This window comes from Nocardioides alkalitolerans (assembly GCA_038184435.1).
Taxonomy (GTDB): domain Bacteria; phylum Actinomycetota; class Actinomycetes; order Propionibacteriales; family Nocardioidaceae; genus Nocardioides; species Nocardioides alkalitolerans_A.
The window spans coordinates 721,989-746,945 of record CP116227.1; the positions used below are offsets into that span (position 1 = coordinate 721,989).

A 24,957-nucleotide genomic window follows, 5' to 3' on the forward strand; every position below is an offset into this window, starting at 1 on the left:
ACCAGGTGGAGACCGTCGGAGCCGCAGCGCACGAGGCCGCGACGAGGGCGTTGCTCGCGTCGTACGCCGCCATCCCGCCCGGGGAGCCCGTCAGGCTGGCCAAGCGCACGTCGAACCTGTTCCGGCCGCGGGCCGCGACGACGACCCCCGGTCTCGACGTCAGCGGCCTCGCCGGGGTGATCTCGGTCGACGTGGAGGCGCGGACGGCGGACGTGCAGGGCATGTGCACCTACGAGGACCTGGTCGCGGTCACGCTCCGCCACGGGCTGATCCCCTTCGTGGTGCCGCAGCTGCGCACCATCACCCTCGGCGGCGCGGTCACGGGCCTCGGCATCGAGTCGACGTCGTTCCGCAACGGCCTGCCGCACGAGAGCGTGCTCGAGATGGACGTGCTCACCGGTGCCGGCGAGATCGTCACCGCCACGGCCACCAACGAGCACCGGGACCTCTTCGACGCGTTCCCCAACTCCTACGGCTCGCTCGGCTACGCGACGCGGCTGCGGATCGAGCTCGAGCCGGTGCCGGCGTACGCCGCGCTCCGCCACGTCCGGTTCTCCGACGCCGCCGCGCTGACCGAGGCGGCGGCCGCGATCAGCGTGTCCCGGGAGTGGGACGGCGAGCGCGTCGACGGCCTCGACGGCACGGCCTTCTCGCCCGACGAGCTCTACCTCACCCTCGCCCGGTGGACCGACGCGCCGGAGACGGCCCGCGCGGGGGACCGCCCCTCGACGTACGTCGACGACGTCTACTACCGCTCGATCCAGGAGCGCGAGACCGACCTGCTGACGGTCGAGGACTACCTGTGGCGCTGGGACACGGACTGGTTCTGGTGCTCCGGGGCCTTCGGTCTGCAGAACCCGCGGATCCGTCGGCTCTGGCCGCGGTCGAAGCGCCGCTCGGACGTCTACCACCGCCTGGTGGGTCTCGACACGCGGTTCGGGATCATCGCGAAGCTCGACCGGATCAAGAAGCGGCCGCAGCGCGAGCGGGTGGTGCAGGACATCGAGGTGCCCGTCGAGCGGCTGCCGGAGTTCCTCGCGTGGTTCGACCGCGAGGTCGGTATGCGGCCGGTGTGGTTGTGCCCGCTGCGCCTGCGGGAGCCCGAGGGGCCGGGCTCGGCACGCACGTGGGGCACCTACCCGCTCGAGCCGGGACGCACCTACGTGAACGTCGGCTTCTGGGGCACCGTGGCGGTGGGGCCGGAGGCCCCGGACGCCCCCGTCAACCGGGCCATCGAGCAGCGGGTGCACGAGCTGGAGGGCCACAAGTCCCTCTACTCGGAGGCGTTCTACGACGAGGCGACCTTCGACGCGCTCTACGAGGGCGCCAACCTCGCCCGCGTCAAGAAGACCTACGACCCCGACGACCGGTTGTCGACGCTCTACGAGAAGGCGGTGCGCAGGAAGTGAGCACGACCAGCAACGGCTCCATCACCATCGGCGAGGCGATCACCACGCTGATGAAGCACGGGATGCCGGTGCGCTTCACCGCGTACGACGGCTCCTCCGCCGGGCCCGAGGACTCCGACGTCCACCTGCACCTGGCCAACGAGCGCGGCCTGTCCTACCTGCTGACGGCCCCCGGCGACCTCGGCATGGCGCGCGCCTACGTGATGGGCGACCTCCAGATCTCGGGCATCCACCCGGGGAACCCGTACGACGGGCTGACCCTCCTGCTCAGCAACCTGTCGTTCCGACGGCCGAGCGCCGCCGAGGCGATCCGGCTGCTCCGCGGGCTGGGGCTCCAGCACCTCAAGCCGCCGCCGGTGCCGCCGCAGGAGCACCTGCCGCGCTGGCGGCGCGCCGTCGAGGGCCTGCGGCACTCGCTGACGCGGGACGCCGAGGTCATCCACCACCACTACGACGTGTCGAACCGGTTCTACGAGCTGGTGCTCGGCCCGTCGATGGCCTACACCTGCGCCGTGTTCGAGACCGAGGACGCGACGCTCGAGGAGGCGCAGACCGCGAAGTTCGACCTCGTCGCCCGCAAGCTCGACCTGCAGCCCGGCCAGCGCCTGCTCGACGTGGGCTGCGGCTGGGGCGGCATGGTCATGCACGCCGCGAGGGAGTACGGCGTCAAGGCCCTCGGCGTGACCCTCAGCCTGCAGCAGGCGCAGTGGGCGAAGGAGGCCATCGACGCGGCCGGGCTGTCGGACCTCGCCGAGGTGCGGCACCTCGACTACCGCGAGGTCGTCGAGAGCGACTTCGACGCGGTCAGCTCGATCGGTCTCAGCGAGCACATCGGCGTGCGCAACTACCCGGCGTACTTCGCCACCCTGCGCGACCGGCTCAAGCCGGAGGGGCGCCTCCTCAACCACTCGATCACGCGGGCCAACAACCTGCCCACGCGCACGGGGGCGTTCATCGACCGCTACGTCTTCCCGGACGGCGAGCTGACCGGGTCGGGGCGCATGGTCATGGAGGCGCAGGACGCCGGCCTCGAGGTGCAGCACACGGAGAACTTCCGCACCCACTACGCCCGGACGCTGCGGGGCTGGTCGGAGAACCTCGAGCGCAACTGGGACGAGGCCGTCGCCGAGGTCGGCGAGGGCACCGCGAAGGTGTGGGGCATCTACATGACGGGCTCGCGGATCGCGTTCGAGCGCAACGAGATCCAGCTCCACCAGGTGCTGGCGACGCGCACCGACGAGCGGGGGAACAGCGGCTACCCGCTGCGCCACACCTTCGGCGTCTGACCTACCGTTGGCCGGTGAGCACCCGGGCCGAGCAGCACACCGCCGTCGTCGCGTCGCGGGAGCAGCTCACGCCCCACCTGGTGCGGCTCGTGCTCACCGGCCCCGGTCTGGAGCGGTTCCGCTCGACCGGGGTGCCCGACGAGTGGGTCGGCCTCGTCGTGCCGGGCCAGTTCCAGAGCCGGTACTACACGGTGCGCTCGTGGGACCCCGCCGCACGTGACGGCCTCGGGGAGCTGGTGCTCGACATCGTCGTCCACGAGGTCGGCTTGGTCACCGAGTGGGCCCGCCGTGACTGCGTCGGGGAGACGGTGACGATCACCGACCCGAAGGCGTCGTTCCTGCCCGCCCCCGACGCGGCGTGGCTGCTGCTCGTCGGCGACCTCACGGCGCTGCCGGCCATGGCCCGGTCCGTCGAGGAGGTACGCCGCACGCGGCCCGGTCTGCCGGTGCGGGTCTGGGCGGAGGTCCCGGACGACCCCGCGCTGCTCGCGTCGTACCTGCCCGCCGGCACCGACGTCACCTGGTCCGCTCCGCCCGCCGAGGGCGAGAGCGCCCTCGCGGACATCGTGGAGGGCATCACCTGGCCCGAGGGCGACGGCTACTTCTGGATGGCGGGCGAGTCGGCGCAGATGCGCGCCATCCGCAAGCACCTGATGCGGGTCGTGAAGCTGCCGAGCACGGCGTACGACGTGATGGGCTACTGGCGGGGCGGCGGCCAGAAGCGGCAGCCCCGCGCGGTCGACCCCGGCCCCATCTACCGGGCCGGCAAGGCCGCAGGAAAGACCGACGACCAGATCTGGGCGGACTACGACGCCGCCCGGGAGCAGGAGGAGAGCCGATGAGCGCACCGGATGGCGACGGGAGCTTCCGTTCGGGCTTCGCCTGCTTCGTCGGCCGGCCCAACGCGGGGAAGTCGACGCTGACGAACGCCCTCGTCGGCACCAAGGTCGCGATCACCAGCTCACGCCCGCAGACCACGCGCACCGTGGTGCGCGGGATCGTGCACCGACCCGACGGGCAGCTCGTGCTCGTCGACACGCCGGGACTCCACCGGCCGCGCACGCTCCTCGGTGAGCGGCTCAACGACCTGGTGCTGTCGACCTGGTCCGAGGTCGACGTCGTCGCCGTCTGCTTCCCGGCCGACGAGCGGATCGGCCCGGGGGACCGGTTCATCGTCAACGAGCTGACGAAGGTGCGGCGCACCATCAAGGTCGCCGTCGCCACGAAGACCGACCTCGTGACGCCCGAGCGGCTCGCCGAGCACCTGCTCGCCATCGCCGAGCTGGGCCGGGCGACCGACACCGAGTGGGCCGAGATCGTGCCGGTCTCCGCCACGGGCGGCGAGCAGGTCGACCTGCTCGCCGACCTCCTGCTCGCCCGGCTCCCCGAGGGCCCGGCGCTCTACCCCGACGGCGAGCTCACCGACACGCCCGAGGAGGCGATCGTCGCCGACCTGGTGCGCGAGGCCGCGCTCGAGGGCGTGCGCGACGAGCTGCCGCACTCGATCGCGGTCGTCGTCGAGGAGATGAGGCTGCGTCCCGACCGTCCGGAGGACAAGCCGCTCCTCGACGTGCACGCCAACGTCTTCGTCGAGCGGGAGTCGCAGAAGGGCATCATCATCGGCCACAAGGGCTCGCGGCTCCGCGAGATCGGCAGCGCCGCCCGTGGCCAGATCGAGGCGATGCTGGGCACGCCGGTCTACCTCGACCTGCGGGTCAAGGTGGCCAAGGACTGGCAGCGCGACCCGCGTCAGCTGCGCCGTCTGGGCTTCTGAGCCCGTCCTCGGCAGCGGGCGTCCGTCAGGCGGGCGCCCAGCACAGGCCGTAGGTCTGGCCGGCGTCCCACTGCTCCTGGGTGGGCCACTCGTAGCCCCACTCGTAGTCGAGCACGTCCGCGGCCAGCTCGCCCGCGGCGGCCTGGCACTGCGCCGAGCCGGCCGACGACGCAGCGTCCTCGCCCGGGTACGACGAGCCCAGGTCCACGACGTCGATGGCGCGCCACGAGTGCTCGAGGCCGCAGGCGATCCGGCGGAATCCGTCGGCGCCGGGGGCGGCCGTGCCGCACAGGCCCAGGCTGGCGAGCCCGTCCCCGGCGAGCGCCCCTTCCATCGTCGGCGGCAGCGTGCCGAGCGTGGCGTCGTCGACGACGGCGATGACGTCGCAGCGGTACCAGTCCTCGCCCGCGTCCGACTCCTCGATCGACGGCGAGAACCACACGGCGCGGAGCACCGAGAGGCGCAGGGTGTCGGTGTCACCGCCGACGTACTCCGCCAGCGACGACTGGCAGCTCGCCGCCAGGTCCGCCTGGACGGCGGGGTCGTCGACGGCGAGGAGGTGACCGTCGGCGTACGTCGCGAGCTGGCCCACGGCGTACGTCTGCGCGGTGTGGTCGCCAGCGCAGTCGACGGCCTCGCTCGTGACCGTCGGGGCGAGCGCCTCCTCGAAGCCGAGGTCGTAGCAGGCGCCCGCTGCCGGACGCTCCGCCGGCGCGGCCGTCGTGGGCGTCGCCGTCGGGGTGGCGCTGGTGGAGGGGGTCTCCGCGGCCCCGTCGTCGCTGTCGCCGGTGCAGCCGGCGAGCGCCGTCGCCAGTGCGGTCGCCAATGCCACCCCGACGACGGTGGTCGCGGCGCGCCGCCGCGGGGAGCGGGTCACTGGTCGGTCCTCGCCCAGCAGATGGTGCGGCGGTTGCCGGCGTCCCACTGGCCCTCGCCGAACCACGTGTAGCCGTAGTCGTAGTCGAGGGGGTAGCCCAGCCACGCGCTCACCGACTCCGAGCAGTAGTCGCGGCTGCGGGCCGCCACGACCTCGTCACCGGGGTACTCGTCCTCGGCCGTCCCGACCTGGACCGTCGTGACCGCCCGCCAGGTGTGGGGCTCGGAGCACGCCACGCGGGGTGCGGTGTCGACGTCGGCGCCGTCGGCGCAGGTCATCCAGTCGTCGTTGGCGGGCAGCCCGGTCAGCAGGCCCTCGGCGGTCTCCGGGAGCTCGTCGTAGGACTCCGAGGCCTCGCCGCCGCCGACGATGTCGCAGCGGTACCAGCGGGCACCCTCCTCCCACGCCTGCTCGGACGGACGGAACCAGGCCCAGGTGACGCGGGCGCGCATGACGGTGCTCTCGTCGGCGCCGAGGAACTGCGCGAACGCGTCGCTGCAGGTGCGGTAGGCCCACGCGCCCAGCTCCCGGCTGTCCCAGGCGGCGTCGTCGAACTCGTCGGGGAGGTTGCCGACCTTGTAGGTCTGGGCGGTGTGCGGCTCGCTGCAGTCGACCGTGCGCGTCGCGTTGCTCGGCAGCGCGACGTCGTCCGGGGTGAGGTCGCGGCAGGCGCCGAGCTTCGGCGTCTCGACCGCGTCGACCTGGTCGGGGTCCGCGTCGGAGCCCTGGTCGCCGTTGCCCGAGCAGGCCGTCAGCACGAGACCCAGTGCGATCCCGACGACGCTCGCTGCCCGGCGGTGGGTCAGGGGCACGGTGCGGGACTCCTCGGGGTGTCGGGACGTCTGGTCGAACGGTTCAGGCGGTGGTCAGCGCGGCGATCGTACCGCCCAGCTCGTAGGCCGCCGCCTCCTCAGGGTCGCCCACGGCGCCGATCACGCTGAGCACGTCGGCCGACTGCCGCCACGGCAGTGCGCCGACGATCGCGAGCACCGAGCGCACGGCGCCCTCGGTGTCGTAGCGGCCGTGGACGTAGAGGCCGAAGGGCAGGCGGCCGGTGCCTCCCCGGGTGCCGTCGGTGCTCGTGCTGGGCCCGGCGGAGCCGCCCGCGTCGAGGGAACCTCCGATCTCGAGGAACGTGCTGTCGAAGAAGTGCTTGAGCGCGCCGCTCATGTAGCCGAAGTTGGCGCTCGTGCCCAGCACGATGCCGTCAGCGCCCAGGACGTCGGCGGCCGTCGCCTCCAACGCGGGCACCTCCCGCACCGCGACGCCCTCGAGCGCGTCGTCACCCGCACCCGCGAGGACCGCGTCGGTGAGCGCTCGTACGGAGCCGGTGGGGGAGTGGTGGACGACGAGCAGCGTGGACATGAGTCGAACGTAGCGCCGACCTGTCTCACTCGCGGCGGGTGAAGCGGAGCTTGCCGGTGCCGAGTCGTTCGACGAGGTAGAGCGGGTCGTGGATCTGGTGGTGGTGCTGGTCGCAGAGGAGGCAGCCGTCGCGGGTGTTGGTGTGGCCGCCGTTGGCCCATGGGGTGAGGTGGTGGGCGTGGGTCTGGTGGGGTGGTCTCGTGCAGCCTTCGGCGACGCAGCCCTTGTCGCGGATGGCCAGGGCGGTGCGCATGGCCTTGGTGTGGAAGCGGGCGGTGCGGCCGAGGTCGAGGACTTCGGATTTGGTGCCGAGGACGGCGGGGATGATGCCGGCTTCGCAGGCGAGGCGTCGGGCTTCGCCGGCGCTGATCTGGCCGCCGGTGTCGAGGGAGGCCGATGCGAGACCGCCGAGGAGCGACTCCAGGGTCATCGTCACGACGACGGTCGCACCCATCCCGCCCGTAGCCGGGAGGTCTTTCTGGTCGAGCATCTCCAGCAGCTGCTGAAAGGCCCGTCCGTAGCGCTCCGGCGTCGGACGGCCGGCGATGAATCGCTGGTCGGGGTCGTCGTTGGTGTTGAGGTGCTTCGGTGCTGCGTAGGCGTCGAGGGCTTTGCGGAGCATGGCGCCGTGGAGCTCGGGCAGGGTGAAGCGTCCGTGGACCTTGCCGTGTCCGTCGGAAACCATCGACAACCGTGACGCCGAGCGTGCCTCGCGTTCCTCGCGTTCGAGCAGCGCGGCCTCGTGGGCTTCGCCGATGTCGGGGGCGATGACGGTGAGGATCTTCTTCCCGAGCGCGCGGAGGGCGCGGGCGTCGTGGTCGGAGGCGAACCCGACGAGCGTCTCTTCCGCCTGCAGCCGTAGCTGGTCTGGTAGTTCGTCGGGGAGTGCGTCGAGGGCCTTAACGATGACGTCGGCCTGTTCGGTGTTGACCGCTCCGGCCTCGCAGGCCGGTGCCAGGTGTGTGTCGCACCGACCAGCCAGAGCGTCACCGATGCGGGCCAGACGGTAGGCGTCGCGCCGGGTCGTGGCCGTCGCGTTGGCCAGCCACACCGCCGACGTGGAGGCGCCGTTCGTCTGGTGGAGCTCGACCGCCTCGGCGTGCTGCACCAACACGGCCACCAGCGCCGACGCGCGGGCGACGAGGCGGTGCGCGTCGACCAGCGCGATCCCGGTCTGCGGTGCACTCAACCACCTGAGCCCGGTGCGGCCGTCCGCGGCGAGCACGGCCGTGGCCACCCGGATTGCCTCCAGGACCGGATGCCCCATGTCGACCGGACCGGCACCGGGACTCGAGGCGACGCCTGGCACCACCCACCCAGGCTCCGGCTCCGCGGCCGGCTCGGGCGCGTCGTACTGGCTCTCGCCGCGCGAGACGATCCGGCATCCGCGCGTCGCCTCCGCAGGCCACTCACCCGTGGCGAACGCGTGCTCCAACCAGTCCGGCTCCGGCTCGTCGAGCAGGAACTCGGCAGGGGGCTCCGGCACCGGTGGCCCGAAGCCATCGGCGTCGCCCGTTGAACCGACCCCCGTCATGGCCACCACTCAACCCGACACCACCGACAGTTCTGAACGACACCGGACAAGCCGCCGTACGAGCTGTGGACAACCCCGGGCACGGCCGCCGTTCGACCCAACTCGACGCCCCCGCCGCGGCCGTTCGACCCAACTCGACGCCCACGCCGCAGCCGTTCGACCCAACTCGACGCCCACGCCGCGCCGTACAAGCCAACTCGGCGCGCTCAGGTGCGGTCGCGGAACTCGCTGTTGGAGACGATGGCCTCCTGCCGCTCGCGTTCGCCGCGCGCGATCAACCGCACGCCAAAGCCGTACAAGAGCGCAAAGGCCGGCGCACCGACGGCGATCGACGTCCATCGCGTCACGTGCAGCTCCTCAGCAGCGGTCGTGATCGTCACGTAGGCGAGCGTCGAGACCAGCCCCGGCCCCAGGAAGTTCCGCACGGTCAGGATCTCCGGGTAGTAGCGCTCGCGGTCGAGCCGCCGTCGCCCGCCCTCGCTGAACACCATGAACCCCGCGAAGCACCCCGCGAGCCCGGACGTCACGAGACCGACCACCAGCTCCGCGGTCGGCACGTCCAGCACGAACCCGAGCACCATGATCGTCGGCCAGACCGCCACGAACAGGAGGCGCCACCGGTCGCGCCGACGCTCCCACCGCGGCTTGCTCACGAGCGCCAGCTCTCGGGCAGCTGGGCCGGGTCCTCCCACGGGAACGGCACGCCCCGGCCCCGCGTCGGGTCGGTGAGGGGGATCAGGCGCTCGCCGATCATCAGCCACCCCGTCCGTGGGTCGGCCCGCGTCAACCAGTCGTTGAACCAGAGCCCCAGGACGACGAACGGGACGATGACCGTGAAGGGCCACCGCACGATCCTGACCCAGGGGTCCAGCTCCGCCTCCGCCATGGAGCGGCCCTACCCGATCCGCCCCCGCGCAAACGGCCGCCTACCCTCCACCCATGAGCCGCTTCACCGACGTCGTCGTGGGCGCCGTGCTCGTCCTGGTGATGCTTGCCCTCGTCCTCCGCGCCGCCTCCGCGGGCGGCTGGTGGTGGGCCGTCGTGCCGGTCGCGGCGGTCGTGGCGCTGGCGGGTGTGTACGGCGCGGTCCGGGCCCTCCGGCGTCCCTCCGGCCCCGCCCGGCCGGAGCGGCCCCACGACCGGTGGTAGAGTCACTGACCGTCATGATGCGCCAGCTTCTCCTTCGCTGCCGCAGCGAGGTCTGACCCGCTCCCACAGGGAGACGCGGACGCCGGACCCCCTCGCTGCGGAGATCGTGCTGCGCCCGGCTCGCACCGCCCCACGACGCGACAGCGAGGACCCTCATGACCATCATCCCCAGCCAGCAGCCCAGCGGCATGCCGGTGCACCGATACCGCGCTTTCGAGCCCGTGACCGTGCCCGACCGCACCTGGCCCGACCGGAAGATCACCCAGGCGCCCCGGTGGCTCTCCACCGACCTGCGTGACGGCAACCAGGCCCTGATCGACCCGATGACGCCGGCGCGCAAGCGCTCGATGTTCGACCTGCTGGTCCGCATGGGCTTCAAGGAGATCGAGGTCGGGTTCCCGGCGGCCAGCCAGACCGACTTCGACTTCGTGCGCCAGCTGATCGAGGAGGACCTGGTCCCCGACGACGTGCGCATCTCGGTGCTGACCCAGGCCCGCGAGGACCTGATCGAGCGCACGGTCTCGTCCCTGGTCGGCGCCGACAAGGCGACCGTCCACCTCTACAACGCGACGGCGCCGCTGTTCCGCCGCGTCGTCTTCGGCGTCACCGAGGCCGAGTGCATCGCGATCGCGACCCGCGGCACCGAGTGGGTCATGAAGCACGCCGAGTCGCTGCTGGACGGCACCGACTTCGGCTACCAGTACTCGCCGGAGATCTTCACGCAGACGCCCACCGACTACGCGCTGGAGGTGTGCGAGCGCGTCTCCGACGTCTGGCAGCCCGAGGCCGGTCGCGAGATCATCCTCAACCTGCCGGCGACCGTCGAGATGTCGACGCCCAACACCTACGCGGACCAGATCGAGTACTTCATCCGCAACCTGTCCCGCCGCGAGCACTCCGCGATCAGCCTGCACCCGCACAACGACCGCGGCACCGCCGTGGCGGCCTCCGAGCTGGGCGTCATGGCCGGCGCCGACCGCGTCGAGGGCTGCCTGTTCGGCCACGGCGAGCGCACCGGCAACGTCGACCTGGTGACGCTGTGCATGAACCTGTTCAGCCAGGGCATCGACCCGATGATCGACTTCTCCGACATCGACGAGGTGCGCCGCACGGTCGAGTACTGCACGCAGCTGCCCGTCCACCCGCGCCACCCCTACGCGGGCGACCTGGTCTACACGGCCTTCTCCGGCTCCCACCAGGACGCCATCAAGAAGGGCCTCGAGGACCTGGAGCGCCAGGCGGAGGAGGCCGGCAAGCCGGTCGGCGAGCTGCCGTGGGAGGCGCCGTACCTGCCGATCGACCCGAAGGACGTCGGCCGCAGCTACGAGGCCGTGATCCGGGTCAACAGCCAGTCCGGCAAGGGCGGTGTGGCCTACATCCTCAAGGCCGAGCACAAGCTCGACCTGCCGCGTCGCGCGCAGATCGAGTTCAGCCGCGTCATCCAGGAGCGCACCGACGCCGAGGGTGGCGAGGCCACCCCCGAGGTCATCTGGGAGATCTTCTCGGGCGAGTACCTCCACCGCACCGCGCCCCTGCAGCTGAACTCGGTGCACTCCTCGTCGACCTCCGGCGACCAGGACGTGCTCTCGGTCAACGTGTACGTCGAGGGCGAGCAGCGGACGATCGAGGGCCGCGGCAACGGGCCGATCGCCGCGTTCGTGGACGCCGTCAACAGCCTCGGCCACGACGTGCGCGTCCTGGACTACGCCGAGCACGCGCTCTCGGCCGGCGGCGACGCGCAGGCCGCGGCGTACGTCGAGTGCGCGGTCGGCGGTCAGGTGCTGTGGGGCGTCGGGATCGACCCCAACATCGTGCGCGCCTCGATGAAGGCGATCGTCTCCGCGGTCAACCGCGCCTGACGGGTCCGGGCAGCTCGTCCGCTGTCCCCGCCGTCCCCGTCGGGTCTCCGAGGCCCGGCGGGGGCAGCGACAGCAGGGCCCCCGAGCGGGTCGTCACGGGGTGCCGCGCGAAGTAGCGCCGCTCCCAGAGCGTCACCCCGACGTGCACGACGAGGGCCAGCGCCCAGCCGGCGATCGCGTCGATGACGTAGTGCTCCCCGTAGTAGACGAGCGCGAACGCCATCGTCAGGGGATAGAGCATCAGCACCCAGCGCCAACGCCGCCCGCGAAGCCGGCTGACGGCGTAGATCGTCACCAGCATCGCGACACCGGCGTGCAGCGACGGCATCGCCGCGACGGGGTTCCCCACGGCCGCGAGGGCGTGGTGGAAACCGCCGAGACCGATGTCGCGCCAGCCGCGGCCGGTGAGCCGGGCCACCGGGTCGAGGTACCCCTCCTGGGCGGCCAGCCACGGCGGGGCCATCGGGTAGAAGACGTAGACCACGAGGCCGGTGACGTTGATCGCGACGTACCGCGTCAGCCAGCTGATCCACTCCCGGCGGTTGCGCAGGTAGAGCACCAGCGCCAGCCCCAGGCCCAGGACGAAATGGGTGTTGTAGACGCTCGTGAAGACCAGGTCGAACCAGCGCGGGTCGCTGGCGGACCGGCACGGGTCGCCGCACAGCCGCTCCTGCAGCACCTCCGTGGGCAGGTGGCCGCCGAACATCCAGCGGTCCACCTCGATCGGCATCACCCAGTGCACGGGCATGCCGATGAGCTCGTCGGAGAGGCCACGGCTGTACATGTAGAGCACCAGCGCCGCGAACGCCGGCCACCAGTCCTTGAAGAACTGGGCGTGCTGGCGCCACGGATGTCCGGCGTACCACGCGACGCTCGCCAGCCACAGGATCGCGAACATGACGAACGGGTCCTTGGGCATCCCCGCCTCGACGATCCAGACGACGAGGGCGACGGCGTAGACCGACAGGGCGGCGGGACGCCACCACCGGGGGATCGTCGCTAGGGCAGTGACCACCTCGCCGACCGCGTCGGTGGAACCCTCCGAGCCGGAGCCGTCCCGCTCGGTGTCGGCCTCCGCCCCCGCGGTCATCAGCAGGCCTCGGGAGCGGGGAGGGCGCGGTCGGCGTCGTCGCGGAGCCACACGGTGCGGCCGCAGACGACACCCGCCTCCCGGTAGTGCTCGTGCACGGCGTCGCTGAACGCCTCCGTGCGCACCGCCCAGGTGGCGAAGCCGTCCTTGCCCCACTGCACGATCCACGTCGGGCGGTCGGGGCTCTCCACGAGCGCCGTCAGGTCGGCGAGCTCCGGGTCGAGCACGCGGATCGGCAGGCTCCAGAGGTGCTCGTACGGCGCGGTGAGGCCCGAGTCGAGCACGACGTTGGGCTGGCCGTAGGCCACCACGACCGTGTCGCCCGGTTCGGCGGCCTCGCGGATGAAGGCCCCCGTGGCCTCGGCGGGTCCGTCGTCGATCGGGTGGGACAGCTCGTCGGCGAGCGAGACCGCGGTCGCGACCGGCAGCCATACCGCGACCAGCACCACGGCGAGACGGCGCGTGCGGCCGGGAGCGCTGCCTGAAGCGCCGCCCGGAGCGCGGTCGGGAGATCCCTCGGCGGCCCCGACGAGCCACGCCGCGGTGAGCGCCGCCGCCGGGATGAGCTGGGCGAGGTAGTGCAGCCAGTAGCTGCCGCCCAGCAGGGCGACCGCGGAGCCGGCCAGCAGGGTCGCCAGCGTGGCCACGACCGTGGGGTCCCGTCGGTGGCGGACCCCGAGGGCGAGCCCGACGACGGTGAGCAGCGCGAGCCCGCTCACGAGCCAGGCCAGCACCATCTCGCGCAGCCGGTCGGTCGTCGCCGACGATGCGGACTCCCGGATGACCTCGCCCGCGTCGGCCCGGAAGGTGACGACCGCGTGGAAGAGCCCGACGGGGTCCGTGCCGCGCGTCGCACCCCAGGCGACGAGCAGCGCAGCCAGCGCCAGGGCACCGCCGACGGCGGCGACGAGGAGCGTGAGCGCCTGGCGGCGCCGCTCGGGACGCGTCAGTGCGAGCACCGCGAGCGCCACCGTGCCGAAGACGAACCCGTCGACGCTGGACTGCTTCACCCCGAAGGCCGCGGCGCTGGCGGCGCCGGCGCCCAGCGCCAGCAGGTGCGGCCGGCGCGCGGTGTCGCGGAGCATCAGCACGGTGAGGACCATCGCGCCCGCCACGAACGGGGACGCGAGCAGCTCGCCGTTGACGCGCACGACGCCCAGCCACGGGGCGGCGCTCAGCAGGGCCGCGGTGGCGGCGGCCGCCACGGCCGCACGGGAGCCGCGGGCCACGTACGCCGCGAGGGCGACGAGGAGCACGACGGCGGCGACGGCGAGGCAGCCCACGACGCGCAACCACGTGATGGAGGGGACGAGCCAGAAGAGGGTGACGAGGAGCGGGGGACGGTCGACCCAGTAGTCGCCGTAGAGCGACGAGCCGTCGCGCCACTGCTGCCCGATGATGAAGAACCCGGACTCGTCCGGGCCGGGCGGGACGCCGAGGAACGGCAGCCGCAGCGCGACGCCCAGCAGCGCGAGCGCGACGACCGCGAGAGTCGTGCGGCGTGCGTTCACGCTCGTGTCGCCGAGCCCCCGTGCTGCGTTCACGCGGGACATACTCCCCGACGACCACCCGTCGGTGGGGGATCGGGTCGGCTCAGGTGTGGCGCTCGTGGTCCCTGGCCTCGACGGCTGCCCGGATCTGGTCGGTGTTCTCCTCGATGATGCCGGTCACCATGGCGTCGGTGCGGGGGTCGGCCAGCACCTCGAAGATGATCCGGAACGTCGTGTCGGCGACGAGGTCGACGACGTCGTCGTGGAAGGGCACGTAGCGCAGCCGACCGGTCACCGGGTCCTGCTTGACCTTCTCGAGGATCGTCGCCTTCAGCTCCTCCTCGCGCTCCCCGACGGCACGCGCGATGTTGGCGGTGTAGTGCCCCGTCTTCAGCACGGCGATCACCTCGTCGACCACCGCGATGGTCAGGGGAAGCTTCACGATGCGCACGATCGTGTCGATGAAGTGCTCCAGGATCGCGGCGGTGATGCGGTCGCCCAGGGCCCGGTCGGTGGCGCGGCCGAGCCGGGCGAGGATGACGACGATCCGGATCAGTCGGAACGCCCGCAGCTCCGGGTGGGCGAGGGGGATCATGCCGAGCACCTCGTACCAGTAGCGGAACGGGTACTTCCAGCCCCCGCGGTCGCGGTACCACCGGATGCCGAACTCGATCGCGAAGATGCCGCAGATGGCGGTGTCGATGCGGAAGACCCACGTCTCGGTGCGGTCGTCGACGTCCCAGATCGTCACCCACAGCAGGAGGACCACCGAGACGACCGCGAGCAGCAGCATCGCCCACTCGACGAAGCGCCGCGGGGGCTTGGTGGGGTAGGCGCTCAGCGGCGGCGTGGGCGACGACATGGGCACCAGTGTCCTGCACGGCCCATGGGGCGCGACGAGGCACAATGGTCGGGTGCCCCTCTACCGCGACGAGGCCGTCGTGCTCCGCACCCACAAGCTGGGCGAGGCCGACCGGATCGTCACCCTCCTGACCCGCCACCACGGCCGGGTCCGTGCGGTGGCGCGGGGCGTGCGGCGCACGACGTCGCGGTGGGGCTCGCGCCTCGAGCCGTTCACCCACGTCGACCTGCAGCTGGCCGACGGCCGCAACCTCGACACCATCACGCAGGCGGAGACGCTGACGCCGTTCGGGGCCGGCATGGGGCTCGACTACGACCGCTACACCGCCGGCACGGTCATGCTCGAGACGGCCGAGCGCTTCGTGATGGAGGAGAAGGAGCCGGCCGTCCAGCAGTTCCTGCTGCTCGTCGGGGGCCTCCGGGCGATGGCGACGGGCCAGCGGGCACCCGGGCACGTGCTGGACTCCTACCTGCTGCGCTCGCTCGCGGTGGCCGGCTATGCGCCCACGTTCGAGCACTGCGCGGGCTGCGGCATCGAGGGTCCCCACCGCTACTTCAGCAACGCCTCCGGCGGGGTGCTGTGCGTGACCTGCCGGATCCCGGGCTGCGCCACGCCGGCGCCTGCGACGCTCCTGCTCCTCGGCGCGCTGCTGACGGGCGACTGGCCCGAGGTCGAGCGCCTCACCACCACGGAGCCGCGCTGCGAGCGCGAGGCCAGCGGGCTGGTCGCGGCGTACCTCTCTTGGCACCTCGAGCGCGACCTGCGCTCCCTGCCGTACGTCGAGCGCGGACGCCCGCGCGGCGTGCAGGTCTGAGCCTCACTCCACCCAGCGGTCGACGGCCGCGTTGAAGCGCTGCAGCGAGCGGGCCAGCTCGTCCCGCTCCTCGGCCGACCAGTCGGCCATCATCTGCTCCAGCATCGCGCGCCGGTGCTCCCGCGCCTGGCGGATCGCGGTCTCGCCCTCCGGCGTCAGCGCGAGCAGGGCGGCGCGGCCGTCGTCGGGGTCGGGACGCTTCTCCGCGAGCCCGAGCCGCACCGCGGCCTGCGCCTGGCGGGTGACCGTCGAGGGGTTGAGGTGGTACGTCGCGGCGATCGCTCCCAGCCGCATCGGGCCCGTGTCGTCGAGCAGGCACAGGATGCCGTACGTCGAGCGGTCGAGCTCCGTGTCGCCGTGCGAGGTCTCCACGTGCACCGAGTTGGTGCGCCGGTAGAGGGTGAGCAGCTGCTGCTCGATCACCCGCTGGCTCGTCGGAGCCTGGTCCTCGGTCGTCACGTCACCTCCGTCGTCCCTGGCCTGGCTGGCGACCTTGGCGTCGTCCGGGTTCAGCATAGGCTGCACCCCTGTGAGCCGCCCCGTCCGATCGTCTGCCCGCCCGACCACGCGACCGCCCGTCCGGGCTCCTCGGCCGCACCCGTCGGGCGCCCGCCCCCCGGCGATCCCGGCGGAGCTCGTGCCCCACCACGTCGCCGTGGTCATGGACGGCAACGGGCGGTGGGCGCAGGAGCGCGGCCTCCCCCGCACGGCCGGCCACGAGGCGGGGGAGTCCTCGTTGTTCGACGTCGTCGAGGGCGCCATCGAGATCGGCGTGAAGGCGATCTCGGCCTACGCGTTCTCCACCGAGAACTGGTCGCGCTCCGCCGACGAGGTGCGGTTCCTCATGGGCTTCAACCGCGACGTCATCCGACGTCGTCGCGACGAGATGCACGAGCTGGGCGTGCGGGTGCGCTGGGCGGGCCGGGCGCCGCGCCTGTGGCGCTCCGTCATCAAGGAGCTGCAGGTCGCCGAGGAGCTGACCCGCGACAACGACGTGCTGACCCTGACGATGTGCGTCAACTACGGCGGTCGGGCCGAGCTGGCCGACGCCGCCCGTTCCATCGCGCAGGAGGTCGCGGCCGGCCGCCTCAAGGCCGACAAGGTCGACGAGCGCACCCTGGCCCGGCACCTCTACGTGCCCGAGCTGCCCGACGCCGACCTCGTGTGGCGCAGCTCGGGGGAGCAGCGGCTCTCGAACTTCGTGCTGTGGCAGGCGGCGTACGCCGAGATGGTGTTCACCGACGTGCTCTGGCCCGACGTCGACCGGCGGCACCTGTGGGAGGCCATCGAGGTCTACGCGCGGCGCGACCGCCGCTTCGGGAGCGCCTGAGCCCCGCGTCGTACCGGCCGGGGAGGCGGTTCCGCTCAGGAGCAGGCGGGACAGGTGCCGAAGATCTCCAGCGTGTGGCTGATGTCGGTGAAGCCGTGCTCGGCGGCGATGCCGGCCGTCCACCGCTCGACCGCCGGGCCCTCGACCTCCACCGTGGCCCCGCAGGAGCGGCACACGAGGTGGTGGTGGTGCGTGGCGGAGCAGCGGCGGTAGATCGCCTCGCCCTCCTCGCTGCGCAGCACGTCCACCTCGCCGGCGTCGGCGAGGAGCTGGAGCGTGCGGTAGACCGTCGCCAGACCGACCGACTCGCCCCGCTGACCGAGGAGCGTGTGGATCTCCTGCGCGGAGCGGAAGTCCTCGAACGAGGAGAGCACCTCGCTGACGGCGCGGCGCTGGCGGGTCGGACGGGTGCCGGGCACCCCGGGCGACACGCGGGCGGTCGAGTCGGTCATGCGGACAACCTACGCCCGCGCTCACGCCGTCGCAGCCAGGCCCCGAGCGGCCAGGCCAGCACGAACATGGCGAGCGCGAGGAGCACGATCGCGGGGCCGGGGGCCACCGTCGCGTGGAACGAGAGCTCCGCCGAGACCAGCAGACCGCCCACGCCCGCGACGAGGCCGACGAGCATGGCGATGAGCAACGTGCCCCGGAAGGAGCGGGCCACCTGCTGGCTCGCCGCCACCGGCACCACCATGAGCGCCGAGACGAGGAGCAGCCCCACGGTGCGCATGGCGACGGTCACCGTGACGGCCGCCAGCACGGCGATGAGCATGTTGTAGGCCCGCACCCGCAGGCCGGCCACCACCGCGAAGTCCCGGTCCTGCGCGACGGCGAAGAGCTGCGGGCTCAACCCGAGGCCGAGGAGGACGACCGCTGCGGCGAGCCCCATCGTGAACCACACGTCCGCGACCGAGATCGTGGTGAGGGAGCCGAAGAGGTACTGCTGCAGCCGCGCCGCGTTCTGCCCCGCGATGCCCGTGATCATGACGCCGGCGGCGAGGCCGCCGTAGAACAGCAGGGCCAGGGCCAGGTCCCCCGAGGTGTGCCCCCGCTCGCGGATCACCTCCAGCAGCAGGGCACCCAGCGCGGCCACGAGCACCGCGGTCCAGGTCGGCGACCACCCCGTGAGGAGCCCGATGGCGACGCCGGTCACGGCGACGTGGCCGATCCCGTCGCCCATGAGGGAGAGGCGGCGCTGCACGAGGTAGGTGCCGATCACCGGCGCGGCGATGCCGGTGGCGATCGCGGCGATGAGGGCACGCTGCATGAACTCGTAGCCGAGGAGGTCGATCACCGTCGCGCCCCCCGGTCCCCGTCGCCGCCGTCGAGCGGTCCGACCACTCCCGGCGCGACGTCGGAGTGCCCCGGCGGGCAGTCGTGGGGCGCGCGCTCGTGGGCGTGCTCGTCGCCGGGGTGGTGGGCGTGCTGGTCGTGCTCGGCGCCGTGGGGGAGGTGCTCCTCGACGGCGAGCGGGATGCCGGGCAGGTGACCGGGCAGGTGACCGGGCAGGTGGGCCGCGTGCACCTGCAGCTCCGTCAGCGGCAGCCCGTCGTAGGCCACCCGTCCGTCGCGCATGACGATGCACCGGTCGATGAGGTCGCCGACGGCGCCGATCTCGTGCACGACGAGCACGATGGTCGCGCCCCGCTGCGAGAGCAGGCCGAGGGCGTCGGCCAGCGCCCGCTGGTTGGGGAGGTCCACGCCCGCCATGGGCTCGTCGAGGAAGAAGACGTCCGGTTCCGCGGCGAGCGCGCGGGCGATGAGCACCCGCTGCTGCTGGCCGCCGGAGAGGGCGGTCACCGTGTCGCGGGCCCGGTCGGCCAGCCCGACCACCTCGAGCGCCTCCTGCACGGCGCGCCGGTCGGCCTGGCGCGCCGGCCGGAGCAGCCCGCGGCGCGAGATGCGCCCGGAGGTCACGACCTCGGCCACCGACGCCGGTACGCCGCTGGACGCGCCCGCTCGCTGCGGCACGTAGCCCAGGCGGCTGCGGTCCCGGAACCGGTCCACCTCGGTGCCGAACAGGCGCACCGTCCCGGAGGCGGCGGGCAGCAGGCCCGTCATGGCGCGCACGAGCGTCGACTTGCCCGACCCGTTCGGACCCATCAGGGCCACGAACTCGCCGGCGTCGACGCTGACGGAGACGTCGTGGAGAACGGCGCGGCCACCGAGCTCGACCGTGATCGAGTCGGTGGCCACGACGGGCGGAGCCTGGCTCAACAGCCGTTCGCCTCCACCAGTGCCTCGAGGTTGCTGCGCATGAGGGAAAGGTAGTCCTCGTCGGCCGTCTGGTCGGTGAGACCCTCGATCGGGTCGAGCACCGCCACCTCCAGCCCGGTGTCGGCGGCCAGGGCGTCGGCGTCGTGGGTCGACGCGAGCCGCTCCGCGAAGACGGTCGTGATGCCGTCCGACGCGATGAGCTCCTGCAGCTCCGCCAGCACCGCCGGCGTGGGCTCGGCGTCGGGCGTGATGCCGGTGATCGAGTGGAAGTCGAGGCCGTAGCGGTCCAGGTAGCCGAACGCGTCGTGGTTCACGACGACGACGTCGCGCTCGCAGGAGGCCAGGCCCTCGGCGTACTCCTGGTCGAGCGCCTCGAGCTCGGCGCGCACGGCGGCCGCGTTGTCCTCGTAGGTCCCGGCGTTGTCCGGGTCGATCTCGGCGAGGCGCCCTGCGACGGCGTCGCCCGCGTCGGCCAGGCGCAGCGGGTCGAGCCAGAAGTGGGGGTCGGTGTCGCCGTGGTCGTGGTCGTGCTCGCCCTCGGTGTGGCTCTCCTCGGTGTGGCTCTCCTCGGCGTGGCTCTCCTCGGCGTGGTCGTCGTGCGCGTGCTCGTCGTCGGCGTGCGCGTGCTCCTCGTCCCCGTGCGCGTCGTCCGCGTGCTCCTCGTCCCCGTGGTCGTGCTCCTCCTCGGAGGGCAGCAGCAGGTCGACGGCCGAGGCGAGGTCGAGGCTGCGGTCGCCCGCGGACTGCTCGACGGCCGCGTCGACCGACGGCTGGAACTCCGACAGGTAGACCACGAGGCCCGCGTCGGCGACCTCGCCGGTCTGGGCGACGCTCAGCTCGAGGTCGTGCGGCTCGCCGCCGGGCTCGACGAGGTTGACGACCTCGACGTCGTCGCCCGCCACCTGCTGCGTGATCCAGGTCAGGGGGTAGAACGCCGTCACGACGGTCCCGATGTCCCCCGAGGCGCTCGCGCCGCTGTCGCCGCTGTCCTCGCTCAGCCCGAGGGCGCCGCAGCCGCTGAGCAGCAGCGGGAGGGCGACGGCCGCGCCGAGGGAGCGTCGGAGGAGGGGGGAGCGTCGGATAGCCATGAGAGCGATTCTCAAGATCGATGAGAACGCTTGTCAACTCGCGACCGCTGTGACGTCCGACCCCGGGGGGCCCGACCGCCGCCGACCGCTGCTCGATAGCCTGCTCCGAGCAGCCGGCAGCCAGCTGGCGTCCCGTCCCCCCAGCAGGAGCAGCACTCGTGGCCAAGCCGCCCGCAACCACTGTCGACCACGTCGTCTCCCTCGCGAAGCGTCGAGGTTTCGTCTACCCCTGCGGGGAGATCTACGGCGGCACCCGCTCGGCCTGGGACTACGGCCCGCTGGGCGTGGAGCTGAAGGACAACATCAAGCGCCAGTGGTGGAAGGCGATGGTGCAGGGCCGCGAGGACGTCGTCGGTCTCGACTCCAGCGTCATCCTCCCGCGCCAGACCTGGGAGGCCTCCGGCCACGTCGCCACCTTCAGCGACCCGCTGACGGAGTGCCAGTCGTGCCACAAGCGGTTCCGCGCCGACCACCTGCAGGAGGCGTACGCCGAGAAGAAGGGCCTCGACGACCCCGACGCCGTCCCCATGTCGGACGTGGTGTGCGCCAACTGCGGCACGCGCGGCGCCTGGACCGAGCCGAAGCAGTTCTCCGGCCTCATGAAGACCTACCTCGGCGTGGTCGAGGACGAGTCCGGCCTCCACTACCTCCGTCCCGAGACGGCGCAGGGCATCTTCCTCAACTTCGCCAACGTCGTGACCTCGAGCCGCAAGAAGCCGCCGTTCGGCATCGCCCAGATCGGCAAGAGCTTCCGCAACGAGATCACGCCCGGCAACTTCATCTTCCGCACGCGCGAGTTCGAGCAGATGGAGATGGAGTTCTTCGTCAAGCCGGGCGAGGACGAGGAGTGGCACCAGTACTGGATCGACGAGCGCACGCGGTGGTACACCGACCTCGGCATCGACCCGGCGAACCTGCGGCACTACGAGCACGCCAAGGAGAAGCTGTCGCACTACTCGAAGCGCACCGTCGACATCGAGTACCGCTTCGGCTTCGCGGGCTCGGAGTGGGGTGAGCTCGAGGGCGTCGCCAACCGCACCGACTTCGACCTCTCCACCCACGCGCAGCACTCGGGCCAGGACCTGTCGTACTTCGACCAGGCCGCCAACGAGCGCTACACGCCGTACGTCATCGAGCCGGCAGCGGGCCTGTCGCGCAGCCTCATGACGTTCCTCGTGGACGCCTACACCGAGGACGAGGCGCCCAACACGAAGGGCGGGGTCGACAAGCGTGTCGTGCTGCGCCTCGACCCGCGCCTCGCGCCCGTCAAGGTCGCGGTGCTGCCGCTCAGCCGCAACGCGGACCTGTCGCCGAAGGCGAAGGCCCTCGCGGCCGACCTGCGCCGCAACTGGAACGTGGAGTTCGACGACGCCGGCGCCATCGGCCGCCGCTACCGTCGCCAGGATGAGATCGGCACGCCGTACTGCGTGACGGTCGACTTCGACACCCCCGAGGACAACGCGGTGACGGTGCGCGAGCGCGACACGATGTCGCAGGAGCGCGTCAGCCTCGACGGCATCGTGTCGTACTTCGCGGAGCGCCTCGCGGGGGCGTGACCGTCGACGGGCCCGACCGGGCAGCGCGTGCACAATGACCGCATGACGCGCTCGCGGTCCGCGCTCCTCGCCGTCGTCGGCACCCTCGCCGTCGCCGGGTGCGGCGGCGGGGGCGGCGCGTCCGGTCCCGGCGGACCGACCCCGGCGGACGACGGCGGCTCCACCGTGGCCGCACCCCCGCCGACCTCGCAGGCGACGTCGGCGCCCGCTCTCCCCGACGGCGTCACGACCACCGCCGCCGGCACCGAGCTGCCCCTCGGCGAGCCGGCGACGGTCGCGTGGCGGGTCGGCGCCGACCGGCAGGCCGTCGTGGACCTGACGGTGGTCGGCGTGCAGCCCGCGCCCCTCGAGCTGTTCGACGGCTGGCTCCTCAACGGCGTCGCGGACGAGGTGGCGCCGTACTTCGTCACCTACACCGCGGAGAACGTCGGCGACGACGACCTCGGAGCGGCGGCGATGCCGCTGTTCCTCGGGTACGGCGAGGACGGCGCCCTCGTCGCCGCCTCGGGCTTCGCCGCGACGTTCGAGCCGTGCCCGAGCACCCCGCTGCCCACGCCCTTCGGGCCGGGTGCCACCACCGAGGGGTGCCTGGTCTACCTGGCGCCGAACGACCAGCCGGTCGCGGCCGTCGCCTTCCAGGCCACCGGCGACGTCGCCCCCGTGACCTGGGGCGCCGTCGCGCCCCGCTGACCCCCTGCAGGGCATCGCTCGACGCCGCGATTCCGTGCCGCGCGCGCCGACGAGGACAATGGCGGGATGAGCACCGCGACGATCCCGGCCGGCACGGCGAGCCTCCCCGGCCCGCTGCACCTCGGTCCGCTCGTCGTCGACGTCCCCGTCGTGCTGGCGCCGATGGCGGGCATCACGAACGCGGCGTACCGGCGGCTCTGCGCCGAGCAGGGCGCGGGCCTCTACGTCTGCGAGATGATCACCAGCCGCGGCCTCGTCGAGGGCGACGCGACGACCCGCCGCATGCTCGTCTTCGACGAGCTCGAGACGACGCGGTCGGTGCAGCTCTACGGCACCGATCCCACCTACGTCGGGCAGGCGACGCGGATCCTCTGCGAGGAGTACGGCGTCGCGCACGTCGACCTGAACTTCGGGTGCCCGGTGCCCAAGGTGACGCGCAAGGGCGGCGGCGGCGCGCTGCCGTGGAAGCGCGGGCTGCTCGAGGAGATCCTGACCGCCGCGGTGCGCGCGGCCGAGCCGTTCGGCGTGCCCGTGACGATGAAGACGCGCAAGGGCATCGACGCGGACCGGCTGACCTACCTCGACGCGGGGCGGATCGCGCAGGAGGCGGGCTGTGCCGCGATCGCGCTGCACGGGCGCACGGTCGCCCAGGCCTACTCGGGCGTGGCGGACTGGGACGCGATCGCCGCGCTCGTCGACGCCGTCGACATCCCGGTGCTGGGCAACGGCGACATCTGGGAGGCCGGCGACGCCGTGCGGATGGTCGAGCACACGGGCGCGGCGGGTGTGGTCGTGGGCCGCGGCTGCCTCGGGCGTCCGTGGCTGTTCCGCGACCTGGCCGCCGTCTTCTCCGGCGAGCACGTGCAGGTGCTGCCGACGCTCGGCGAGGTCGCGGCCATCATGCGCCGCCACGCCGAGCTGCTGGTCGAGCACGTCGGGGACGAGCTGCACGGCTGCAAGGAGTTCCGCAAGCACGTGTCGTGGTACCTCAAGGGCTTCCCCGCGGGTGGCGAGCTGCGCCGCGCCCTGGCGCTCGCCGCCTCCCTCGCGGAGCTCGACGAGCTGCTCGCGCAGCTCGACCCGACCGCGCCGTACCCGGTGTCCGAGCTCGGTGCCCCGCGCGGCCGCCAGGGCTCGCCGCGCGAGCGCGTCGTGCTGCCCGAGGGCTGGCTCGACGACACCGACGGGCGTGACCTGTGCCTCGCCGAGGACGCGGGGGAGACCTCCGGGGGCTGACCCCGCCGGCGTCCATCGTCGCTGGTCACGGTGCCTCGGCGGGCGACCGGGCGTCCTGTGGGCGGTGCCCGACCTGGGGACACGGTCTTGCCCACCCCCGGGGTGGGTGTGCTCTACTCGTCGGCGGCTCGGCACGACCTGCGGGGCCGCATCCCCCTGCCGGCAACCGAAGGAATCAGCGCAGTGGCCGAACCCAGCCACCAGCGGGACGACCGTCTCGCCCCGACGAACGACCACCCCGAGCCCCACCTCGACTCCCACCCCGGCCCCGAGCCGCAGAGCACGTCCGGCCGCCGTGCCGCCCGTGCGTCGTCGCTGGCCGGCCGTGTCCGGGCCCTGGGCCGCGAGGCCCGCGGCGTCGTGCGCACCGCCCCCCGCCGCGTCGTCGTCGCCGGACCGCTCGCCACCCTCGCCACCGTCGGCGTGGTCGCCGTGGGCGTCGGCTTCACCGACGCCGATCCCGCACCCGCCTCGACGGCGTCCGCGCTGACGGAGATCACCGACGTCGCCTCGGCGCTCGAGGACCGCGAGGCCGCGACGAGCCGCTCGGTCGACCGGGAGGCGCTCGCGGCGCAGCAGGCGGTCCTCTCCGTCCGGGAGCAGTACGACGCGTGGCGCGCCTCCGTCGACACCATCGCCACCCAGCGGGCTGCGGCCCAGGCCGCCGCCGAGCAGCGTGCGGCCGAGGAGGCCGCCACTGCGCAGGCCGTCGCCGCCGCGGACACGACGCGCTGGGCGACGACGGACCTCAACCTGCACACGACGGCGTCGCCGTCCGCCGAGGTCGTCGGGCTCCTCGAGGAGGGCACGGAGGTGCTCGTCACCGGTCGCACGGCCAACGGCCGCGAGGAGGTCGTGCAGGACGGCGCCTCGCGCTGGGTCACGGCCGGCTACCTCGACAGCGAGGAGCCCGCCGCAGCCGGGCCCGGAGGCTCCGCCGCCGCCCGGGCGGCCGGGGGCGAGTGCACCACCAGCTCGACCCCGTCGAGCGTCTCCGCCAACATCGCCGCCCTCCACGAGTCGGTGTGCGCGGCCTTCCCGGAGGTGACCTCCTACGGCGGCTGGCGCGGCGACGGTGACCACGGTCGCGGCCTCGCGCTCGACATCATGGTGCGGGGCGACCTGGGGTGGGAGATCGCGGAGTACATCCGCGCCAACTACACCCAGTGGGACGTCAACTACGTGATCTACGAGCAGAAGATCTGGTCGGTGGACCGCTCGAGCGAGGGGTGGCGGTCGATGGAGGACCGCGGCTCCGACACGGCGAACCACTACGACCACGTGCACGTCAGCGTCTACTGACCGGCGCCGACCGGCGCCCACCGGCGCCG

General features: G+C 72.8%; 26 protein-coding genes. 12 read left to right on the plus strand and 14 right to left on the minus strand.

Annotation, left to right across the window (positions count from 1 at the left end; all coding sequences use genetic code 11):
* Positions 1-5: 5 nt before the first annotated feature.
* From PIR53_03570 to era, 4 genes are read left to right on the plus strand one after another with little or no spacing between them, the layout of a single operon-like run.
* Positions 6-1,409, plus strand: coding sequence for an FAD-binding oxidoreductase (locus tag PIR53_03570; GenBank protein ID WZH53079.1), 1,404 nt, complete (start codon positions 6-8; stop codon positions 1,407-1,409).
* Entirely contained in the window at positions 1,406-2,695 is a 1,290-nt protein-coding gene (locus PIR53_03575) for a class I SAM-dependent methyltransferase (protein ID WZH53080.1), read from the plus strand. The genes PIR53_03570 and PIR53_03575 overlap by 4 nt, the downstream gene beginning before the upstream one ends.
* 14 nt (positions 2,696-2,709) lie before the next feature.
* Entirely contained in the window at positions 2,710-3,537 is an 828-nt protein-coding gene (locus PIR53_03580; GenBank protein WZH53081.1) for a siderophore-interacting protein, read from the plus strand.
* Positions 3,534-4,469, plus strand: a complete 936-nt coding sequence (era, locus tag PIR53_03585; GenBank protein ID WZH53082.1) for a GTPase Era — start codon at positions 3,534-3,536, stop codon at positions 4,467-4,469. The genes PIR53_03580 and era overlap by 4 nt, the downstream gene beginning before the upstream one ends.
* Positions 4,470-4,494: 25 nt before the next feature.
* Here the strand turns inward: era and PIR53_03590 are convergent, their stop codons facing one another.
* From PIR53_03590 to PIR53_03615, 6 genes are all read right to left on the minus strand, one after another.
* Positions 4,495-5,346, minus strand: coding sequence for a septum formation family protein (locus tag PIR53_03590; protein WZH53083.1), 852 nt, complete (start codon positions 5,344-5,346; stop codon positions 4,495-4,497).
* A complete protein-coding gene (locus tag PIR53_03595) occupies positions 5,343-6,158 on the minus strand; it encodes a septum formation family protein (GenBank protein ID WZH53084.1) in 816 nt (271 codons plus the stop codon). Before PIR53_03595 ends, PIR53_03590 begins: the two co-directional genes overlap by 4 nt.
* A gap of 43 nt (positions 6,159-6,201) precedes the next feature.
* Complete coding sequence (locus PIR53_03600) at positions 6,202-6,711, minus strand: flavodoxin family protein (protein WZH53085.1); 510 nt, start codon at positions 6,709-6,711, stop codon at positions 6,202-6,204.
* A gap of 25 nt (positions 6,712-6,736) precedes the next feature.
* Positions 6,737-8,245, minus strand: coding sequence for a DUF222 domain-containing protein (locus PIR53_03605; protein WZH53086.1), 1,509 nt, complete (start codon positions 8,243-8,245; stop codon positions 6,737-6,739).
* 206 nt (positions 8,246-8,451) lie between these two features.
* Positions 8,452-8,898 (minus strand): hypothetical protein, encoded by a 447-nt coding sequence (locus tag PIR53_03610; GenBank protein WZH53087.1) that lies wholly within the window; start codon positions 8,896-8,898, stop codon positions 8,452-8,454.
* Positions 8,895-9,131, minus strand: a complete 237-nt coding sequence (locus tag PIR53_03615) for a hypothetical protein (GenBank protein ID WZH53088.1) — start codon at positions 9,129-9,131, stop codon at positions 8,895-8,897. The genes PIR53_03610 and PIR53_03615 overlap by 4 nt, the downstream gene beginning before the upstream one ends.
* A gap of 53 nt (positions 9,132-9,184) precedes the next feature.
* Here PIR53_03615 and PIR53_03620 point away from each other — a divergent pair, with 53 nt between their 5' ends.
* Together PIR53_03620 and leuA are read left to right on the plus strand one after the other, a co-directional pair.
* A complete protein-coding gene (locus tag PIR53_03620; GenBank protein WZH53089.1) occupies positions 9,185-9,394 on the plus strand; it encodes a hypothetical protein in 210 nt (69 codons plus the stop codon).
* Between the two features lie 155 nt (positions 9,395-9,549).
* Positions 9,550-11,253 (plus strand): 2-isopropylmalate synthase, encoded by a 1,704-nt coding sequence (leuA, locus tag PIR53_03625; GenBank protein ID WZH53090.1) that lies wholly within the window; start codon positions 9,550-9,552, stop codon positions 11,251-11,253.
* On the opposite strand, the gene PIR53_03630 is transcribed toward leuA, so the two are convergent.
* From PIR53_03630 to PIR53_03640, 3 genes are read right to left on the minus strand one after another with little or no spacing between them, the layout of a single operon-like run.
* Positions 11,240-12,343 (minus strand): phosphatase PAP2 family protein, encoded by a 1,104-nt coding sequence (locus PIR53_03630; protein ID WZH53091.1) that lies wholly within the window; start codon positions 12,341-12,343, stop codon positions 11,240-11,242. The two genes, leuA and PIR53_03630, sit on opposite strands and share 14 nt — an antisense overlap.
* Positions 12,343-13,887, minus strand: a complete 1,545-nt coding sequence (locus PIR53_03635) for a hypothetical protein (GenBank protein WZH53092.1) — start codon at positions 13,885-13,887, stop codon at positions 12,343-12,345. The genes PIR53_03630 and PIR53_03635 overlap by 1 nt, the downstream gene beginning before the upstream one ends.
* Positions 13,888-13,936: 49 nt before the next feature.
* Positions 13,937-14,695 (minus strand): ion transporter, encoded by a 759-nt coding sequence (locus PIR53_03640; protein WZH53093.1) that lies wholly within the window; start codon positions 14,693-14,695, stop codon positions 13,937-13,939.
* A 52-nt stretch (positions 14,696-14,747) separates the two neighbouring features.
* Here PIR53_03640 and recO point away from each other — a divergent pair, with 52 nt between their 5' ends.
* Complete coding sequence (recO, locus tag PIR53_03645; GenBank protein WZH53094.1) at positions 14,748-15,509, plus strand: DNA repair protein RecO; 762 nt, start codon at positions 14,748-14,750, stop codon at positions 15,507-15,509.
* Between the two features lie 3 nt (positions 15,510-15,512).
* Here recO and PIR53_03650 read toward each other — a convergent pair whose 3' ends face one another.
* Positions 15,513-16,025 (minus strand): MarR family transcriptional regulator, encoded by a 513-nt coding sequence (locus tag PIR53_03650; protein WZH53095.1) that lies wholly within the window; start codon positions 16,023-16,025, stop codon positions 15,513-15,515.
* Between the two features lie 13 nt (positions 16,026-16,038).
* Between PIR53_03650 and PIR53_03655 the strand changes: the two genes are divergently transcribed.
* On the plus strand, positions 16,039-16,839 hold the full coding sequence (locus tag PIR53_03655; protein ID WZH53096.1) for an isoprenyl transferase: 801 nt from the start codon (positions 16,039-16,041) through the stop codon (positions 16,837-16,839).
* A gap of 35 nt (positions 16,840-16,874) precedes the next feature.
* On the opposite strand, the gene PIR53_03660 is transcribed toward PIR53_03655, so the two are convergent.
* From PIR53_03660 to PIR53_03675, 4 genes are read right to left on the minus strand one after another with little or no spacing between them, the layout of a single operon-like run.
* Positions 16,875-17,291, minus strand: a complete 417-nt coding sequence (locus PIR53_03660) for a Fur family transcriptional regulator (protein ID WZH53097.1) — start codon at positions 17,289-17,291, stop codon at positions 16,875-16,877.
* Positions 17,288-18,133 (minus strand): metal ABC transporter permease, encoded by an 846-nt coding sequence (locus PIR53_03665; GenBank protein ID WZH53098.1) that lies wholly within the window; start codon positions 18,131-18,133, stop codon positions 17,288-17,290. The genes PIR53_03660 and PIR53_03665 overlap by 4 nt, the downstream gene beginning before the upstream one ends.
* A complete protein-coding gene (locus PIR53_03670) occupies positions 18,130-19,056 on the minus strand; it encodes an ABC transporter ATP-binding protein (GenBank protein WZH53099.1) in 927 nt (308 codons plus the stop codon). Before PIR53_03670 ends, PIR53_03665 begins: the two co-directional genes overlap by 4 nt.
* Positions 19,053-20,144 (minus strand): metal ABC transporter substrate-binding protein, encoded by a 1,092-nt coding sequence (locus PIR53_03675; protein ID WZH53100.1) that lies wholly within the window; start codon positions 20,142-20,144, stop codon positions 19,053-19,055. Before PIR53_03675 ends, PIR53_03670 begins: the two co-directional genes overlap by 4 nt.
* Before the next feature lie 158 nt (positions 20,145-20,302).
* On the opposite strand from PIR53_03675, the gene PIR53_03680 reads away from it, so the two are divergent.
* The 4 genes from PIR53_03680 (at position 20,303) to PIR53_03695 (ending at position 24,928) form a co-directional block, all read left to right on the plus strand.
* Positions 20,303-21,700, plus strand: a complete 1,398-nt coding sequence (locus PIR53_03680) for a glycine--tRNA ligase (GenBank protein ID WZH53101.1) — start codon at positions 20,303-20,305, stop codon at positions 21,698-21,700.
* A 42-nt stretch (positions 21,701-21,742) separates the two neighbouring features.
* Positions 21,743-22,390: a hypothetical protein gene (locus PIR53_03685; protein WZH53102.1), complete on the plus strand. Its 648-nt coding sequence runs from the start codon at positions 21,743-21,745 to the stop codon at positions 22,388-22,390.
* A 66-nt stretch (positions 22,391-22,456) separates the two neighbouring features.
* On the plus strand, positions 22,457-23,626 hold the full coding sequence (gene dusB / locus PIR53_03690) for a tRNA dihydrouridine synthase DusB (GenBank protein WZH53103.1): 1,170 nt from the start codon (positions 22,457-22,459) through the stop codon (positions 23,624-23,626).
* Positions 23,627-23,809: 183 nt separating this feature from the next.
* Positions 23,810-24,928: a hypothetical protein gene (locus PIR53_03695; GenBank protein WZH53104.1), complete on the plus strand. Its 1,119-nt coding sequence runs from the start codon at positions 23,810-23,812 to the stop codon at positions 24,926-24,928.
* The last annotated feature ends 29 nt before the right edge of the window (positions 24,929-24,957 follow it).